The following is a 17,196-nucleotide window of genomic DNA, read 5'->3' as shown; positions in this document are numbered from 1 at the left end:
ACCCCCGGGGCAGGCGGGCTCGCCGCCCGGGAGCAGCCGACTCATGGCTTCTTGCCTCGGCCCCCTGTCCTGGATTCGAGCTGCTTCGTCTTCTCCACGGCCCGGTCGAAGTCGGAAGTCGGCAGGTTCGACTCCAGCTTCCGCTGGTTCTCGCGATACCGGTCGAACTCGGATTCCGCGTGGGCCGTCGCCAGCTCGTGACTGACTTGCCCCGCGTGGGACAGGACGTCCCGCTCATTGAACTGGAGGAAGCCATCCAGCTTCGCCACCCAGCTCTCCATCGTCATGGGGCGCCGGCGGCGGGCCTGGTCCTCCGCGTAGTCCAGATACATCGTGACGACACGGCTGAGCTCTCGCAGCTCGGGCTCCGTGAGGTAGTTCTTCGCCACCGTGACATCCGCTTTCCGGATGGGTCCTTCGGGAGCGTGCTTCCAGGTCGCGAGTCCCATGTGGGGCTGACTCGCGTCGGCGCGCTCTCGAATCAGCTCCGCGGCGGTGTGGCCATGAATGGCCCAGTGCAGCTTGTTCTGCACCGTCGCATAGAACGTCTGGGTGATATCCGATTGGGCGTCATAGTCGACGCTGCACTGGGCGTAGATGTCGGTCAGCTTTTGATAGAACCGACGCTCCGACGCTCGAATCTCCCGGATTCGCTCCAGGAGTTCGTCGAAGTAGTCCTCTCCCAACGAGTCGGCGGACTGGAGGCGGGCATCGTCGAGCACGAAGCCCTTCACCAGGTACTCGTCCAGCAGGGCCGTGGCCCACTGCCGGAACCGCGTCCCCTGAGTGGAGCGGACCCGGTAGCCGACCGCGAGAATCGCGGGCAGGCAGTAGTGCTCCACCAGCCTCGCGACTTCCCGGGTGCCCTCCATTTGAACTATCCGGAATTTCCGGAGGGTTGCCGCCGGGTCGAGCTCTCCCTCCTCGTAGATGTTCTGGAGGTGCTCGTTGACGGTTCGCACGTCCTTGCCGAAGAGCTCGGCCAGTTGCTTCTGGGTCAGCCAGACGGTGCCCTCGACGAGCCGCACGTGGACCTTCGAGACACCATCCTCACCCACGTAGACCAGGAACTCTCCCGGACCGGGCCCTCCCTGTTTGGCGTCACCGCTCATCCTGGCGGCTCCTCGCGACACTCGACGTCACACCCTGCTCGGACTCCCACGCCATCTCGCCACCCTCCTCGCCTTGGGCCCTTGCCGGAATACTCAACGCACGGCCCACGCTCCCGAACCGGAAGCATGGGCCGTACCAATCCACCCCTCAGAGGAAGTAATCGGGGAACAACTCCGCGCCGGGCACGGATTGATACTTGTCGAAGTTCGTCACGCCGTCGGCGCGCAGGACGTCCTCGTCGATGCAGAAGTTGCCGGTGAAGCTCTTGCTCGGCTTGGTGAGGATGGCGTACGCGGCGTCGGCCATGATGTCCGGCGAGCGGCTGCCGCGAATCGTCTCCTCACCGCCCAGCAGGTTCTGCACCGCCGCCGTCGCGATGACCGTGCGCGGCCACAGCGCATTCACCGCGATTCCATCCGGGCGCAGCTCGTCCGCCATGCCCAGCACACACATGCTCATGCCGTACTTCGCCATCGTGTACGCGACGTGCGGCGAGAACCAGCGCGCCTCCATGTTCAGCGGCGGCGAGTTGTTGAGGATGTGCGGATTGCTGGAGCGCTTGAGGTGCGGAATACACGCCTGCGAGCAGGCGAACGTCCCGCGCGTATTGATGCCATGCATCAGGTCATAGCGCTTCATCGGCGTGTCCTCCGTGCCGGTGAGGCTGATGGCGCTCGCGTTGTTGATGAGGATGTCGATGCCGCCGAACGTCTCCACCGCCTTCGCCACCGCCGCGGCAATCTGCTTCTCGTCGCGGATGTCCACCGCGAAGGGGAGCGCCCGGCCGCCCGCCTTCTCGATTTCCTCCGCGGCCGTGTAGATGGTGCCCGGCAGCTTGGGGTGCGGCTCCGTCGTCTTCGCGGCGATGATGATGTTGGCGCCGTCGCGCGCCGCCCGGAGGGCCATCGCCTTGCCGATTCCTCGGCTGGCCCCGGTGATGAAAAGCGTCTTCCCCTTGAGTGTCGTCATGCGGCCGGTCTCCGTGGGTGGCACGTAAGGTCTGCTTAAGAACTCCCTGGGTATAGCGATTCTCGGGCCCGAGAACACGGGCGACATGGACCGGACCTCCCCACTCGCACCGGCCCAGGAGAGGACTCGCGATGAGCGACCAGGACAGGAAGGACACCCTCACCTCGGTGATATCCCGCCGAAGGGTGCTGCGCGGCATGGGCCTGACGCTGGCGGCGATACCGCTGGTGCAGGTGCTCGCCTGTGGCGCGGATGACTCGGGCACCCCGGGAACCGGGGGAGACACCGACTCCGGAACGAACACCGACGCGGGCACCACCGCCACCGACTGGGCCACCGGCGGCACCGCGGTGATGGCGGGCACCTACGCCAACCCCTTCACCGACGAAGCGGGCACCACCTGCGCCCTCACCTGCGCGGCCACCCTGGGCCCCTGCTATGCGCAGACGCTGGTCCGCAAGGACATCAGCGAGGGCCACGACGGCCTGCCCGTGCGGCTGGCCTTCCGCGTGCTGAACGAGGCGTGCGAGCCCATCCAGGGCGCCTCCGTCGACATCTGGCACGCCGCGCCGGAGGGCCTCTACTCGGGCGAGGACGCCAGCACCTTCTGCACCTCGGACGACCCGACGGCCACGTCCGCCCGGTGGTTCCGAGGCGTGCAGGTGACGGACGCCGACGGCCGCGCCGACTTCGATACCTGCTTCCCCGGCTGGTACAGCAGCCGCACCGTCCACATCCACTTCACCATTCGCGTGGGCGAGGCGGAGTACGTGACGTCGCAGCTCTTCTTCGACGACGCGCTCAACGACGACGTCATCAACCACCAGCCGCTCTACAACACGCGCGGACCGCGAGACACGACGAACGCCAACGACAACGTCGTGTCCGCCGAGTCCGTGGGCAACTACCTCTTCCAGACCTCACGCCAGGCGGATGGCGCCATGCTCGCGTGGAAGACGCTCATCATCCGCTCCTCACTGGACACCGCGCAGTGCCAGATTCCAGGAGGCGGCGGAGGCGGTGGTGGTCCGGGCGGCCCTCCGCCGGGCGGCGACGGAGGCCCCGGTGGCCCTCCGCCGGGTTGGGACGGCGGCATGCCCCCCATGCCTTGAGCCCGCGTCTCCGAGCGCGCGAAGTCAGCGCGACTTCGCGCGCTCCAGCTCCTCCACCAACAGCTCCGACACCTTGCGCACGCGAGGAATCTCCAGGGCCGACTTCGCGCAGATGAGGTGGAGCTGGCTCTTCTTGTAGGGCCCCAGGTCGATGTCGAGCGGCACCAGGTTGCGCTCCCGCTGCTGGCTGAAGCGGTGCGTGACATGGCCCAGCGCAATCGCGCCCACGCCCGCCTCCGCCGCCGCCAGCAGCACCAGGAAGTTGTCCGCGGTGAAGACGGGGGCGAAGTTCGGGATGAGCGACTCCAACTGGGGATTGGGCGACATCGCCTCGAACGGCGGAGCCCACGCCACCCAGGGCAACTCCTGGAGCGTCGGCCGCTTCGGCAGCGTCGCCTTGAGCGACTTGGAGACGAGGACGGCGGTCTCCACTTCCAACGTGTACACGCGGGTGAGGTCCGCGTTCCTCGTGGACCGCGTGCGCAGCGCGAGGTCCGCCTCCCCGCGCCCCAGGTCCGCGTAGTTCACCGACGACTGCACCTCCAGCCGCAGCCCCGGGTGCTTGCGCGCCACGTGGCCCGCGAAGGGCGCCAGGAAGTCGAAGCTCACGAAGGGGCTCGCCGTCACGCGCACCAACCCCTGGGGCGAGGAGTCGGCCGACTCGGCGGCGCGCTGGAGCTCTCCGGCCCACTCCGCCATCTTCCTCGCGGGCTGCAGCAGCCGCTCCCCCGCCGACGTCAGCGCCGCGCCGTCCACGCTCCGCCGGAACAGCTTCGCCCCCACCTCGTACTCGAGCGCCGCCAGCCTGCGACTCACCGTCGGCTGGCCGATGCGCAGCCGCTTCGCCGCCGCGCTGAAGCTGCCCGTCTCCGCGATGGCCAGGAACAGCCGCGCGTCATCCCACGGAATATCCATATTTGGATGGCTTCATACCAAAATTGCCATTTCCCATGCATCAACGCATCGATACCTTGGCGCTCATGAAGAACGTCAAGCGCATCACCCTCTCCGTCCTCGCCGTCCTCGTCCTCGGTGCGGTCATCCTCGGAGTCGTCGGCGTGGCGGCCACCTCGCACCCCCACCAGCGCTCGGCGCTCGGCGCGGCGCGGCCCGCGAATGACCTGCTCGCGGTGCTGGACGAGCCCGGCCCCGTGGAGTTGGAGTCCGTGGCGTCCTCCGACTGGGCCGTGGCGCGCAGCGGCCTCATCAACCTGAATCACCCCACCGCGAAGGCGGCGAAGCTGGAGGACGGGGATGAGCCCATCCAGGTCTTCTTCCATGCGCTGCGCCACCCGACGAAGGGGCTCTTCATCGTCGACACCGGCATCGAGACGGCCCTGCGGGACGCGCCGGAGAAGGCGGCCATGCAAGGCATCGTCGCCAGCGCCATGAAGCTGGAGAAGCTCAAGGTGCACCAGCCGCTGGGCGAGTGGCTGGCGAAGCAGCCCCAGCCCCTGGCCGGCGTGTTCCTCACGCACCTGCACCTGGACCACCTCACCGGCATGGCCGACGTGCCCGCGGGCACCCCCGTCTACACCGGCCCGGGCGAGGCGGAGGCCCGCGCCTTCCTCAACGTGCTGATCAAGCCCAACACGGACCGCGCGCTCGCGGGCAAGGCCGCGCTGTCCGAGTGGACCTACGCCGCCGAGACGGGCGGACTCTTCGAGGGCGCGGTGGACATCTTCGGTGACGGCTCCGTGTGGGCGCTCTGGGTGCCGGGCCACACGCCGGGCAGCACCGCGTACCTGGTGCGTTCGACGAAGGGCCCCGTGCTGCTCCTGGGCGACGCCAGCCACACCCGCTGGGGCTGGGAGCACGACGTGGAGCCAGGCACCTTCACCGCCGACGCGACGCGCGGCACCGAGAGCTTCAAGAAGCTGCGCGCCTTCGCCGCCGCGCACCCGAACGTCGCGGTGCGCTTCGGCCACAAGCACTGACTCGGAAAAGGCCCGCGCTCCTCATCGACGCTCGAGGAGCGCGGGTGGAAGTCCCGCGCGGCTACGGCAGGTCGAGCGCGTGCTGCTTGAAGAAGTCCCACATGAACGTGGTGGCGTCGGGGCCGGCCGGGTCGGCGAAGGGGTAGCTCGCATTGCCTCCCGGCCACGCGTGGTCCATGCCGCGAATCTCGTACTTCTGGGCCACCAGCTCACCGCCGTAGACGTAGTCCTTCACGACGTAGGTACGGCCACCGGGGACGCTCAAGGTCCGCGTGCTCGTCGGCGTGCCCTTGACGCTGTCATTGGCCACGCCGTCATCGCCGTAGTCGCTCGTCTGGAGGAACTGCTTCACGGCCTGCTCGCCGTTGAGGGGATTGACGACGCTGTCCTCGGTGCCGTGCACCACGAGCACCGGCACCGTGCGACGCGGCCGGCCCGAGCAGACCCACGCGTCCTTCCCCTTGTCATCCGGCGAGTAGATGCTGCCGAAGAGCATGGCGAAGGCCGTGCCGGACACCGTGGTGGCCGCCTTGTACATGGCGCCCGCTCCCACCATGCCCGCGGCGAACACATCCGAGTAGCAGGACATCAGCGTCGTCGTGAGCACGCCGCCCGCGGACACGCCGCCCACGTAGACGCGGCGCGCGTCCACCGAGTAGCGCTGCTTCATCAACTCCACCATGCCGACGATGAGCGACGGCTCGCCCGTGCCGCGCTCCTGGTTGTTGCCGAGCATGAAGTTCCAGCACTGCGTCGCGTTCACGAACGTCGCCTGGTTCGGATAGAGGATGAGGAAGCCCTCCGCATCCGCCTTCTCGTTCAGGCGCGTCAGTCCCGCGAACTGGTCCGGGTTCTGGAGACAGCCGTGTAGCGCTACCAGCAGGGGGCGCGGTGTCCCCGGTTGGTAGCCAGTGGGAACCCAGAGTTGGTAGCCCCGGGCTCCCCATGCGCCCACATAGTTGCCATGGACCCACGAGCCGGCGTACGCGGGTGCTCCCGTGGAGAGCACCAGCAACACCGTGAGTACAAACAGCGACCGCGAGAGTGCGACACCACGTCGATGCATCGACATCGTCCAGCCTCCTGGGTTGTGGAGCTCGGGTTCGCTGCTCGGCTCAGGCGCCGAGCGAGGTGCCGGGTGCATCGCTATCGACGGCACGGAGGAAGTCCTCCACGGCGTCGGTGAGCGGACCGGGCTGGTCCAGCGGAGCGGCATGGCCGGAGTCCGCCAGCACGTGGAGCCGCGCCTGGGGCAGCAGGTCCACATAGGCCTGCTTCGCGGACAGCGGCGTGTAGTCGCGCTCGGAGTGGAGCACGAGCACAGGACAGGTGACGTCCTTCAACCGCGCCATGACGCTCCAGCCCAACAGTCCGCGCGTCGCGCGCAGGTAGGCATCCGGGTCATTGGCGGAGAACGTGGCGATGGCGCGCTGACGGAGCACCTCCTGCTCCGGCTTGGGGAACAGCTTCGGAGCCAGCACCTTGGCCAGGGCCTTGGGACCCAGGAAGCGCAGGAGCGTCAGCCGCAGCGCGAAGTCGAACTTGCGCCGCACCGTGCGGGCGACGAGCTCCGGGCCGCTGTTGACGATGACCAGGCTGCGCACCAGGTCCGGCCGATCCACCGCGAGCTGGAAGCCCATCATCCCGCCCATCGACAGGCCGATGACGTGCACCTGCTTCAGGCCGAGCGCGTCGCAGAGCGCGGCCACATCCCGGGCGAAGAGCGGCACCCCGTAGGCACCAGCCGGCCGACCGCTGCGACCGTGGCCCCGCGCATCCGGGACAACGAGTCGGTAACCGTTTACCAGCCGTGGCGTTACCAGCTCCCAGTCGACTCCGGAGGAGCCGAGCCCGTGAAGCAGCAACACAGGAATGCCCTGACCCGACTCTTCGTAGTGGAGAGTGAAGCCTTCGAGCTGCAACGTGGACATCCTCGAACTCCAGGCGCGGAAGTAACGTTGGCCCACCCTATCTGAACGAACGTTCGTTTAACAAGAACCCACATGAGCACACCCACTCGCTCTCGGCTCCGCGCCCAGCCGGCGAGCCTCCCGCCGTCAGCTCCGTCGGACGGCACCCGACGTCGAATCCTGGAGACGGCGCTCCAGCTCTTCGCGAGCCGCGGCTACCACGACACATCCATCCGCGATTTGGCCAAGGTGCTGGAGCTGCAGCCGAGCGCGCTGTACGCGCACTTCGCCTCGAAGGAGCACGTGCTCGCGGAGCTGGTGCGCATTGGTCATGAGGCGCACCACGAGGCGCTCCAGACGGCGCTGAAGGAATCAGCACCCGAGCCGAGGCAGCAGGTGCGAGCGCTGGTCCGCGCGCACACGCGAACGCATGCGCTGCATCCCCAGCTCGCGGTGGTGGTGAACGAGGAGCTGTACGCGTTGACGCCGGAGCTGGCCGCGCCGGCGGTGGCGCTGCGGGACAAGTCCGCCGCGCTTTTGGCGGAGGTCATCGAGCGCGGGGTGGCGCAGAAGAGCTTCTCGCCGCCCCATCCCCGCGTCACCGCCGCCGCCATCTCCGCGATGGGCGTGCGCCTGCCCTACTGGTACGAGCAAGGCGGCGCGCTCGACGTGGAGACCCTCTCGGAGCTCCACGCGGAGCTGGCGCTGCGCATGCTGGGAGATGGCGCGGCGCGGTGAGGGGACTCACGGAGGGGTCGCGTTCGCGGCCTCCACCTCCGTCTGCAACTTCTTCAGCGGCGGCACGCCCCACTTCGCGCGCTCCTCGTCCGAGACCGAGGGGTCGACCGGGACGAGTCGCCACTTCCCGTTCACCTGCTCACGCTGGGTTCCGTAGCGTTGCGGCTTGCCCTGCTGGGTCAACAGCCGGTCCTCGGCGGCGGCGGTGAGCCAGCGAGCCAGTCCGTCCTTCGGGTCGAGCTCCACGGCCTTGAGCAAGAGCGTGTGCGCGCGCTTGAAGTCCGCCACATCCTTGCCGTGGTGGAAGAGCAGCGCGGCGTGGAAGGAGTCCTTCGCGCTCTGGACCTTGCCCTCCTCCAGGAGCTGGCGAGCGCGGGCCAGGCGCTTCACGTCCCGGGGACCGACCACCGCCCAGTCTATCTTTGACTCATCCTGTCGGTCGTCCTGGTCATCCAGGTAGAGGCCATACAGCTCCGCGTTGGTACCAGGAGGCGCCGCGGCCATCAGGTTCGCCCTCACCTGGGCCATCAGCGGGGCCCAGCGCGCGTCCGCACGCAGCGGGGCGAGGTCCTCGTCGCGCCGGACATGCTGCCAGTTCGAATACCCATGCTTCGCCGCGCGCTGGAGCGCGGTGATGGCCGCGTCCGAGTCCTTGGCCAGGGAGTGGCAGCAGGCCTCGTTGTAGGCGTCGGACGCGGCCTTCGAGGAGTCCACCCGGGCCGCCTCGGCGAAGTGCTTCGCGCACTGCGCGAACTGCTTCGCGTCATAGGCCGCGTCGCCCTGGGCGCGCAGCGACACCACCTGGACATTGATGCCCGCGCCCTGCTTCGACTCCACCGCGGGCAGGGAGGCAGTGATGGCGCCCACGTGGAAGATGCCGTGATAGCCATTCTCGACGGAGGCCGCGTGTTCGACGAACGGACGCTCGCCCTTGTCCTTCCCCTTCATCGGGTACGCCGAGCACACGGCGTTCTGGCCCATACAGACCCAGGCACTGCCACCGGTGTAGCTGTTGTTCAGCGACGTCACCGGGAGCTTCGCCTGGGCGAGGTGCCAGCCCATGGGGGTGTAGTTCGCATCCCACGGCGTGCCCTTCTCGAGCCGCACATGGAGGTTGCCCGCGAGCACCAGCGTGAGGTCCTCCGCGCCCTTCGAGAGGGCGGCGAGGAGGTTCTTCGCCATCTCACCGTCCCGGTCCGCGCTCTTCGCGACGTCGAAGGCGACGACGGTGAGCTTCGCGCCGGAGCGACGCAGCTCGCGCAGCCGGCTCAACAACTGGAGCATCGCCTTGCTGCTGCGCCCATCCTGGACATCCCGCATCCAGAAGGGGCGCAGCAACAGGTCCGCCTGGCTCTTCTGGGCGTCATCCTCCGCCAGGAAGGCGTCCAGCGGGCCCTGCTCCTCCGAGGGAATCTCGAGCCCCACGCGAACCGCCAGCCCCTGGACGGACGCGTGGCACGCGACGTCGCCCACGAAGCGGGGCACCTCCTCGGTGCCATGCATCTCTCCGAAGAGGACCAGCCCACCGGGCTTGAGCAGCGCCTCGAGCCCCCGTGGCGCCTCGCCACATTCAGGCTTCACGCTGCTGGGAGCCGCGCTTCCAGAGGACGTGGAAGCACAGGCGGACAGGACACAGAACGACCAGGTGGCGAGACAGACTCCAGACACGATGCGTCTTCGCATGTGGACCCCGGGACCAGCGAGAGCGCGCACCTTATAGCGCGCCATATCGAATCCCGTGAGGCCCCGCGACACGCGGGCCCGGCACCTCAGTCCAACAGATGCGGATTGCGGACAATGAGCAGTCCGGCTTGCACGGTGGCCACGTAGTCATTGAGGTGACCGCCCGCGATGAGCGCCGTCACATCGCGGCTGGCACCCTCGGTCAGTGCCTGGTCCACCTTCTTCTCACCCTGGTTGTACGCCGCGAGCGCCAATCGCCAGTCGCCATAGCGCGCATGCAAGTCAGACAGCAGGGCCGACGCGGCCTGCGTCTCACGCGCCACGTCCAGTCGCTCGTCACGCGCCGCGCTCACTTCCAACCCATAGCGACGCGCGGTCTCCGGGATGAACATCCACACGCCCGCCCCACGCATTCCGGGCGCGAGTGACGGCCGACCATCCGTCTCCGGCATGTTCGTCACCGCCGACTCCACCACCGCCACCGCCAGCAGCCCCTCGGGCAGCCCCTTCGAGCGCAGCGTCGCCGTCAGCGCGGCCCGGTGCGTCCCCAGGTTCTCCAGCGCCCGCTTCATGAACGCGCGGCCCTTGTCGGTGCCGACCAGGCGGTTGAGGTGCTCCACCACCTTCGCATCCACCACGATGGGCAAATCCCCCCGAGGCTGACTCGTCCGAGCGAGCGCCTCCGCATCGGCCTGCGTCACCGCGCGGCCACGCGCCGCGCCTTGCGCCAGGACGGCCACGGGAAGCAACAGCAGGGACAGCGCGGCGAGCAGCGCGGGGACGGCATGGGTGCGGCGGGGACGCGGCTGGAACAGCATGTGGATTCTCCTCTGCGTGGGATGAGACATGCCGGTGGCACCGGCGGGAACGGGCGGAGCGCCCGGGAGACGCAGCGCCGCCTGGAGCAGACAGCGCGCATAGGCCTGGGCCTGGGCACGGCCGCTCGCGACCAACGCCTCGTCACAGGCGAGCTCCTGGAGCGACGCGAGCCACGCCGACAACCCATGCGCCGCCGGATGCCAGAAGAAGGCCCCCGTGAGCACCAGTCGCCCCAGGGCCAGGTGCGTGTCGCGCTGACGGTGGTGCTGAAGCTCATGCAGCACGGTGAGCCGGAACGACTCCGCGTCCTCCAGCAGCGCGGGAGGCACCACCACCCACGCGCACGGACGCCGTCCCCAACGAGGGAACCACGCGGAGAACGCCGGAGTCCCTTCCTCACCGAGCACCACCACCACGCGCCCCACCGAGCGGACCCGGGGCAGCGCCTCCAGTCGACGCAACAGTCGCCCATGACGCACGAGCGCCCGCCCGATGAAGAGCCCCGCTCCAGACAACCAACCCAGTGACAACAGCATCCAGATGGATGCAGGCATGGAGGCAGTTCCACGAGCCACGGGCACGGAGACATTCGCGCCCCCCGTCCACACCGTGGAGGGAAGCCGCTCCGCCTGTCGCGCCACCGAGCGCTCGAAAGTGAACAGTGGCCCCGCGGGAGTCAGCGCCCGCGCCCCCATCGCGAGCAGCGGCAGCAGGAGCACCAGGGCCAGTGCCCCGCGTCCCACCCGCAGCGCCTGCCGCGCGGACAGCGGCCATCCCAGCCGCGCCAGGAGCGCCAGCGCCCCCCACGCGAGCAGCAACGCCACCGGCAGCAGCAGCGCCACCGCGAGATAGAAGGACACGAGCCCGCTCACGACTTGCCCGCCTTGCCCTTCAACAGCTTGCGGATCTGCTCCACCTCGTCGGGCGCCAGCGGCACTGCTTCCACCAGTCGCGCCACGAGCGCGGACGGGGTTCCATCGAAGACGGTGTCCACCAGGTGGCGCAGGCTCTGCGCCTCATACGTCTCGCGCGGCAGCGTGGCCGAGTACAGGTGTCCCCGCCCCTGCTTGCGGCTCATCACCACGCCCTTCTGCTCCAGGATGCGCAGCACGGTGGAGACGGACGTGTACGCCAGCGCGCGCTCCGCCGGCAGCGCGGCCAGCACGTCCGCCACGCTCACCTCGCCCTGCTTCCACACGATGTGCATCAGCTCGAGCTCCACCGGCGTCAACGGCCGGGGCGCCTCGGGCTCGGGTTGTCTGGCCATGGGTGTCCTCCGTGGCCAGCATTACTACTAAGACCTTAGTTCTTCGTCAACTAAGCCCTTAGTTCTAGTATCCACCGCGGCGGCGCGTGGCGCGCTTCACCAGGGACAGCAGCTCGCGCAGGTGGGGGTCCTCCACGGGCTCCACCAGCCTCACGGAGTGTCGCCGCGTCCCCTCCTCCACGGTGAGGGTGTACTGGCGCTGGTCGGCGCCTCTCGAGCGGGAGCCCTCCACCACGGACGGCAGCTCATGGAAGCGCGCGTCGCGCAGCCCCTGTTCAATCGCCTCCGCCTGCTCGGCGGGAAGCTCGCCCAGCTCCACGCTCCTCGGGCGAGCGAGCCCCGGGAAGGCGGCGAGCCCTCCCTCCTGTGAGAGCTCGATGCGAACGCTGTCACGCGACACGGCTCAGGCTCCCGGCTGGACGCCACCACCACCCGGCCCCCACTGAGGGATGGACACCCTGTCGCGCGAGACGCGGATGCCCACCTCTTCCCAGGCCTCCTTCACGGCCGCCTCTTCGTTGCCCGCGCCATACAGCCGGGTGGCGGCCATGACGGTGATGCGCGCGAAGTCGGAGAAGTTCGTGTCCGGCATGATGCGCGGGTCCCTCATGGCCTCGTACCAGATGCGTCCCGCGCGCTCCCACGCGCTGCCTCCCAGGCTCATGGCCGTCAGGCAGAACGCCCGATTGGGGATGCCTGAGTTGATGTGCACCCCGCCGTTGTCCTCCCACGTGTTCACGTAGTCGCGCATGTGTCCGGGCTGCGGGTCCTTGCCCAGCACGTCGTCGTCGAAGGCCGTCCCGGGCTCCTTCATGGACCGCAGGGCCGTGCCCTCCACCTCCTCCGCCAGCAGCCCCGCTCCGATGAGCCAGTCCGCCTGGTCCACCGTCTGGCCGAGCAGCCGCTGCTTCACCAGGGAGCCGAAGACATCCGACATCGACTCGTTCAGCGCGCCCGCCTGCCGGAAGTACCACAGCGGCCCTTCATCCTCCGTCACGCCGTGGGCGAGCTCGTGCGCGATGACATCCAGGGCGATGGTGAAGCGATTGAACAACTCACCATCCCCGTCGCCGAACACCATGCGACGCCCGTCCCAGAAGGCGTTGTCGTAGTCCCGCCCGTAATGGACATACGCCTGCAAGGGCATTCCATCCCCGTCGATGGAGTTGCGCCCGAGGATTTCCCAGAAGAAGTCATACGTGGCGCCCAGGCCCTCGAAGGCTTCATCGGCCGCGGTGTCTCCACACGGCCCCTGCCCCTCCGAGCGCACCAGCGTCCCGGGGAAGGCCTCCTCGCCCTTCAAGTCGTAGATGCTCCGCTGTCGCTGGGACTCCACCATCATCGCCGGCATCCGGCGGACCGATGACGCGGAGGCGGCCACCCGACCTCCCGCGAAGCGCAGCGCCCGGAAGGTGCTGTCCGTGGCCACGGTGTGCAGGGCCTTCACGCGCTGCTGCGGCGTGCCGTTCTCCGCGATGGAGCGCAGGAGATACGGAGGCAGGATGCAATGAATGGAATGAATGTGCCGCGTGCCGCGCGTCGTCATCGAGGTCCCCCCTCATGAGCGTCTCAGCCCTGAAGGTAGGGACCTCGGCGTCGCGTCGAGCACTCGGGCACCCACTGTCTTCCCGCGCTCCCACGCCCTGCCTGCGACGCGCGTCGCGCCACACCGCGCCCCCGTGGGACGGGGGGCCCGCGCACCCCTCGGATATCCACGAGGCACGCGGGCGAGGGTCCGTCACACCCCCAGCGCGTCGCGCAGCTCCGGCAGGCGCTCCGCCTTCACCGCGCCGAAGACGAAGCGGTCCGGCCGCAGCACCACCACGTCCGAGTCATGGCGCGAGAACCAGTCGCCCAGCTTCCCGGTGATGTCCTCCACCGCGGGGACCTCGCTCCCGTCCGCGCCCGACGACTGGACGGCGAGCAGCCGCGCACCCAGGGCCTCCGCCAGCCCGCGCGCCGCCGCCACCTGCGCGGAGGGAGCGTTGGCCCGGCACAACACCGCGAAGTCGTTGCCGATGGCGTCGTCCAGCAGCACCTCCTTGCCGGACTGCAACCGCACCTTGGGCTGGATGAAGTACGTGCCCTCCGCAGACTCCGAGGCGTGCCCGCCGCCCAGGTAGTAGCCGCGCTCGTGCATCGGCGGCTGCTTGAACTCGAAGCCCTGGATGAAGCGGCGCACCCGGGGGATGCGCTGCAGCGCGCGCATCACCATGTCGCGCGCACCCGCCACCCAGCGGTTGCGAGCGAGGAAGAGATGGCCCACTCGCACGCACAGCTTCTGCACCGCCTCCACGTGCGGGCGACGCTCCTCCTCGTAGGTGTCCAGGAGCGACGCCGGCGCCAGGCCCCGGACGACGCGCTGAATCTTCCACGCGAGGTTGGACGCGTCGCGCATGCCGGACACCAGCCCCTGACCCATGAAGGGCGGCATGGTGTGCGCCGCGTCACCCAGCAGGAAGACGTTGCCGTCCCGCCAGCGCGCCGCGTTGAGGCAGTGGAACGTGTAGACCTGCGCGCGCTCCACGTGGACGCGCTCGGGGTCGATGTAGGGCGCCAGGAGCTTCTTGATGGTCTCCGGCCGCTCCATCTCCTCGCGCGTCTCGCCCGGCATCAGCATGAACTCCCACCGGAACTGGCCCACCGCGCCCGTCGCGACGAAGGCGGGGCGCTTGGGGTCGCACACGAAGCGGCACAGCTCCGGCGCGTCACCCTCCACCGAGCCGGACACCGCCAGCCAGGGCTCCCCGTAGGCCCGCCCCGACATCTTGATGCCCAGCGCCTTGCGCACGCCGCTGCGCGCGCCGTCGCACGCCAGCAAGTAACGCCCGCGCACCGTGCGCGTCTCGCCCGTCTGCAAGAGCTGGTAGCGCACCGTCACGCCCGCCGCGTCCTGCTCCAGGCTCTCCACGCTCGCGCCCACCTGGAGCTTCACGTGGGGGAAGCGCCCCATGCCCTCGCGCAGCACCCCCTCCACCTTCGGCTGGTGGAAGAACCACAGCGGCGAGTAGCCGAAGCCGAAATCCGCCGAGCCGGTGTGCACCTCCGCGAAGCGCTTGCCCGTCTCACCCACGTATTCGGCGAACCGGTTCTCCCGCATGTCCTTCTGCAGCTCGGCGCCCAGGCCCGTGGACTGGTAGATGCGCAACGCCTCGTCATCGCAGGAGAAGGCGCGCGGCTGTCCATGCGGCGCCAGGTCCTGCTCCAGCACCAGCGTCCGCACGCCCAGGGAGCCCAGCAGATTGCATGTCAGGGCTCCCACGGGACCGCAGCCGCTGATGATGACATCAACCTCCATGTCGGCCTGCTGCTTGTCACAAACCATGAGAGCCCCCGGTCCATTCAGTCTGGAGCAATCAATAACGAATGAGGTGTGACCAGGGTGTGACCGCACGAAAGGTTTCGCAACGTCGTCCGTTCGTGACGGCGAGCTGCCGTGTCCTGGAAATTCGAGAGGGAAAGCAGGCGGTACCTCGGACCCTGCCTGGGGTCATCCCTACCCGTGAGGGAGCATCGGGTGCGACGTGTTACGTTACGCGAAACGCGCTCTCTCATTCTTGGAACTCCGGAGGCCATGGCAGGCGACGACGCGGTGAAGACGCAAGTCTTTCATCTGGAGCTGCTCGGCGAAGCGCGCCTGCGGCACGACGGCGCACACCTGCCCCTGGAGCGCCGCACCGCCGCGGTGCTGGCGTGGTTGGCATTGGAAGGCCCGCACCCGAAGTACCGTCTCGCGGGCCTGCTGTGGGCCGAGTCCAGCGAAGTCACCGCCCGAAACAACATGCGACAGCTGTTGCGCCGGCTGCGTCTGTCCACGGGCGCGGAGCTGGTGCAGGGCGGGGATGTGCTGTCGCTGGTGGAAGGCATCACCATTGACGCCTCTCAACTCCAGGCCCATGCCCTGGCCGGGCGCCACGCGCGCGTGCTGGAGCAGGAGGGCGTGCTGCTGGCCGCGCTGGAGTTCGACGACTGCCCGGAGTTCCAAGCGTGGCTGGAGAGCGCGCGGGAGCGGCTGGACAAGCTGCGCCGGCGGGCCGCGTCCGCGGAGTCGGAGGCCCGCGAGCGCGCGGGGGACCTGTCCGGCGCGCTCGTGCTGGCGGAGAAGCTGCTGGGCATGGACCCGTATTCGGAGGAGGCGTGGCGCAGGCTGATGCGGCTGCACTACGTGTCCGGAGACCGGATGGCCGCGCTCAACGCCTTCGAGCGCTGTCGTCGCCTGCTGCGCGAGGAGCTGGACACGCAGCCCCTGCCGCAGACGGTGGCGCTGGCGCGGGAAATCGAGCGGGGCCCCACCGCGTCCCACGCCCCGCGCGCGCTGGCGGCGAAGCTGCCCCTGTCCGTGCTGCGTCCGCCCGTGCTGGTGGGGCGCGAGCGGGAGTGGGCGCGGATGGAGGAGGCCTGGGCGGCGGGGCTGACCATCTTCCTCAGCGGCGAGCCCGGGGTGGGAAAGACGCGGCTGGCGCATGACTTCGCCGCCTCGCGAGGCAACCACCTCATCCTGGAGTCGCGCCCCGGAGAGATGCACGTGGCCTACTCCACGCACGTGCGGCTGTTGCGACAGATTCTGGCCCGGCGTCCGGACCCCAAGCTGGAGCCGTGGGTGCGCCGCGAGCTGGCGCGACTGATGCCAGACCTGGCCGGCCCGGAGGGACTGCCTTCGCCCATGGTGGACGAGGCGGACCGCAGCCGCTTCCTGGAAGCCAACTGTCAGGTTGTCTACCAATTGTGCGCCGGGCTGGACGCCATCGTCGCGGATGACTTGCAGTACATGGACGCGGCCACCGCGGAGTTCGCCCTGCTCATGCTGTCGCGTCGCCACGACACGCAGCCGGGGGGCGCCTTCCCCCACTTCGTGGACACCTTCCGCAAGGGCGAGCTGTCCCCGGTGGCCGTCGCCTGCATCCAGCAACTGGTGGAGGCGGGGCTCGCCATCGTCATCGAGCTGGAGCCACTGCAGACGGACGCGGTGGGCTCGCTGCTGGGGAGCCTGGAGCTGGCGGGCGCGGAGAGCCTGACGGACAACGTGATGCGCTACACGGGCGGCAATCCCCTGTTCATCATGGAGGCGCTGCGCCACCTGCTGGAGTCGGGCGGGCTGGAGCGGGGCTGGCCCGAACACATCCACCCCTCCGGCCGGGGCCGGGACTTGATTCAACAGCGATTGGAGCGGCTGTCCCCCCAGGCGCTTCAAGTCGCCCGGCTGGCGGCGCTCGCGAAGACGTCCTTCGAGCTGGAGCTGGCCGTCGAAGTCCTGGAGATGACGCCGCTGACGCTCGCCGCGCACGTCTCCGAGCTGGAGGCGGCGCACATCCTGCGCGGAGAGCGCTTCACCCATGACCTGCTCTTCGAGGTGGTGCGGGAGACGATTCCCCCGTCGCTGATTCCCCTGCTCCATCGCAGGCTGGCCAGCGCGCTGGAGCAGCGCAAGGCCGCCCCCGTCGTCGTCGCGCAGCACTGGCTGGAGGGCAAGGAGCCGGAGCGCGCCGCGCCCTACCTCGTCGCCGCCGCCAACGCGGAGGCCTCCGCCTTCCGACACATGGAGGCCGCGCTGCTGTACTTCCGCGCCGCCACCGCGCTGGAGGAAGCCGGCGCCTTCGAGGAAGCCGCCCGTGTCAGGGCCCGCGCCCGGGGCATCCCCAGCGCCTGAG

Annotated in this window: 15 protein-coding genes; 4 read left to right on the top strand and 11 right to left on the bottom strand. The window is 69.1% G+C overall.

Translation table 11 applies throughout. The features are described from left to right. Positions 1-41: 41 nt before the first annotated feature. Both HUA76_RS07905 and HUA76_RS07900 read right to left on the bottom strand, forming a co-directional pair. On the bottom strand, positions 42-1,112 hold the full coding sequence (locus tag HUA76_RS07905; RefSeq protein WP_174460488.1) for a virulence RhuM family protein: 1,071 nt from the start codon (positions 1,110-1,112) through the stop codon (positions 42-44). Positions 1,113-1,260: 148 nt separating this feature from the next. Further along, positions 1,261-2,082 carry an NAD(P)-dependent oxidoreductase gene (locus HUA76_RS07900; protein ID WP_174460487.1) on the bottom strand — a complete coding sequence of 274 codons (822 nt, stop codon included), beginning with the start codon at positions 2,080-2,082 and terminating at the stop codon, positions 1,261-1,263. A gap of 131 nt (positions 2,083-2,213) precedes the next feature. Here HUA76_RS07900 and HUA76_RS07895 point away from each other — a divergent pair, with 131 nt between their 5' ends. Then, positions 2,214-3,194 carry a protocatechuate 3,4-dioxygenase gene (locus HUA76_RS07895; protein ID WP_174460486.1) on the top strand — a complete coding sequence of 327 codons (981 nt, stop codon included), beginning with the start codon at positions 2,214-2,216 and terminating at the stop codon, positions 3,192-3,194. 24 nt (positions 3,195-3,218) lie between these two features. Here HUA76_RS07895 and HUA76_RS07890 read toward each other — a convergent pair whose 3' ends face one another. After that, positions 3,219-4,109, bottom strand: coding sequence for a LysR family transcriptional regulator (locus tag HUA76_RS07890; protein ID WP_174458163.1), 891 nt, complete (start codon positions 4,107-4,109; stop codon positions 3,219-3,221). A 65-nt stretch (positions 4,110-4,174) separates the two neighbouring features. On the opposite strand from HUA76_RS07890, the gene HUA76_RS07885 reads away from it, so the two are divergent. Then, positions 4,175-5,131 carry an MBL fold metallo-hydrolase gene (locus HUA76_RS07885; RefSeq protein ID WP_174458162.1) on the top strand — a complete coding sequence of 319 codons (957 nt, stop codon included), beginning with the start codon at positions 4,175-4,177 and terminating at the stop codon, positions 5,129-5,131. A gap of 61 nt (positions 5,132-5,192) precedes the next feature. On the opposite strand, the gene HUA76_RS07880 is transcribed toward HUA76_RS07885, so the two are convergent. After that, the gene (locus HUA76_RS07880) at positions 5,193-6,203 is read right to left on the bottom strand and encodes a PHB depolymerase family esterase (protein WP_254614098.1); all 1,011 of its coding nucleotides are present in this window, start codon (positions 6,201-6,203) and stop codon (positions 5,193-5,195) included. A 43-nt stretch (positions 6,204-6,246) separates the two neighbouring features. Next, positions 6,247-7,062, bottom strand: a complete 816-nt coding sequence (locus HUA76_RS07875; protein WP_141642787.1) for an alpha/beta fold hydrolase — start codon at positions 7,060-7,062, stop codon at positions 6,247-6,249. Positions 7,063-7,134: 72 nt separating this feature from the next. On the opposite strand from HUA76_RS07875, the gene HUA76_RS07870 reads away from it, so the two are divergent. After that, entirely contained in the window at positions 7,135-7,779 is a 645-nt protein-coding gene (locus tag HUA76_RS07870) for a TetR/AcrR family transcriptional regulator (RefSeq protein WP_174458160.1), read from the top strand. Between the two features lie 6 nt (positions 7,780-7,785). Here the strand turns inward: HUA76_RS07870 and HUA76_RS07865 are convergent, their stop codons facing one another. From HUA76_RS07865 to HUA76_RS07840, 6 genes are all read right to left on the bottom strand, one after another. Then, positions 7,786-9,462 carry a hypothetical protein gene (locus HUA76_RS07865; RefSeq protein ID WP_174460485.1) on the bottom strand — a complete coding sequence of 559 codons (1,677 nt, stop codon included), beginning with the start codon at positions 9,460-9,462 and terminating at the stop codon, positions 7,786-7,788. A gap of 86 nt (positions 9,463-9,548) precedes the next feature. Further along, the gene (locus HUA76_RS07860) at positions 9,549-11,141 is read right to left on the bottom strand and encodes a transglycosylase SLT domain-containing protein (protein ID WP_371823447.1); all 1,593 of its coding nucleotides are present in this window, start codon (positions 11,139-11,141) and stop codon (positions 9,549-9,551) included. Positions 11,142-11,149: 8 nt separating this feature from the next. Continuing rightward, positions 11,150-11,548 (bottom strand): BlaI/MecI/CopY family transcriptional regulator, encoded by a 399-nt coding sequence (locus HUA76_RS07855; protein WP_174460483.1) that lies wholly within the window; start codon positions 11,546-11,548, stop codon positions 11,150-11,152. A gap of 64 nt (positions 11,549-11,612) precedes the next feature. Further along, a complete protein-coding gene (locus tag HUA76_RS07850; protein ID WP_174460482.1) occupies positions 11,613-11,948 on the bottom strand; it encodes a protealysin inhibitor emfourin in 336 nt (111 codons plus the stop codon). Positions 11,949-11,951: 3 nt separating this feature from the next. Then, positions 11,952-13,094: a M4 family metallopeptidase gene (locus tag HUA76_RS07845; RefSeq protein ID WP_174458155.1), complete on the bottom strand. Its 1,143-nt coding sequence runs from the start codon at positions 13,092-13,094 to the stop codon at positions 11,952-11,954. Between the two features lie 192 nt (positions 13,095-13,286). After that, positions 13,287-14,873 (bottom strand): bifunctional 3-(3-hydroxy-phenyl)propionate/3-hydroxycinnamic acid hydroxylase, encoded by a 1,587-nt coding sequence (locus HUA76_RS07840; RefSeq protein WP_174460481.1) that lies wholly within the window; start codon positions 14,871-14,873, stop codon positions 13,287-13,289. A 249-nt stretch (positions 14,874-15,122) separates the two neighbouring features. Here HUA76_RS07840 and HUA76_RS07835 point away from each other — a divergent pair, with 249 nt between their 5' ends. After that, positions 15,123-17,195, top strand: coding sequence for a BTAD domain-containing putative transcriptional regulator (locus HUA76_RS07835; protein WP_174458153.1), 2,073 nt, complete (start codon positions 15,123-15,125; stop codon positions 17,193-17,195). The last annotated feature ends 1 nt before the right edge of the window (position 17,196 follow it).

The sequence above is a fragment of the Myxococcus sp. CA056 genome, from assembly GCF_013336715.1.
GTDB classification, from domain to species: Bacteria; Myxococcota; Myxococcia; order Myxococcales; family Myxococcaceae; genus Myxococcus; species Myxococcus llanfairpwllgwyngyllgogerychwyrndrobwllllantysiliogogogochensis.
Note: the sequence above shows the minus strand (reverse complement) of the source record. Positions and strands in the feature narration are given on the sequence as shown.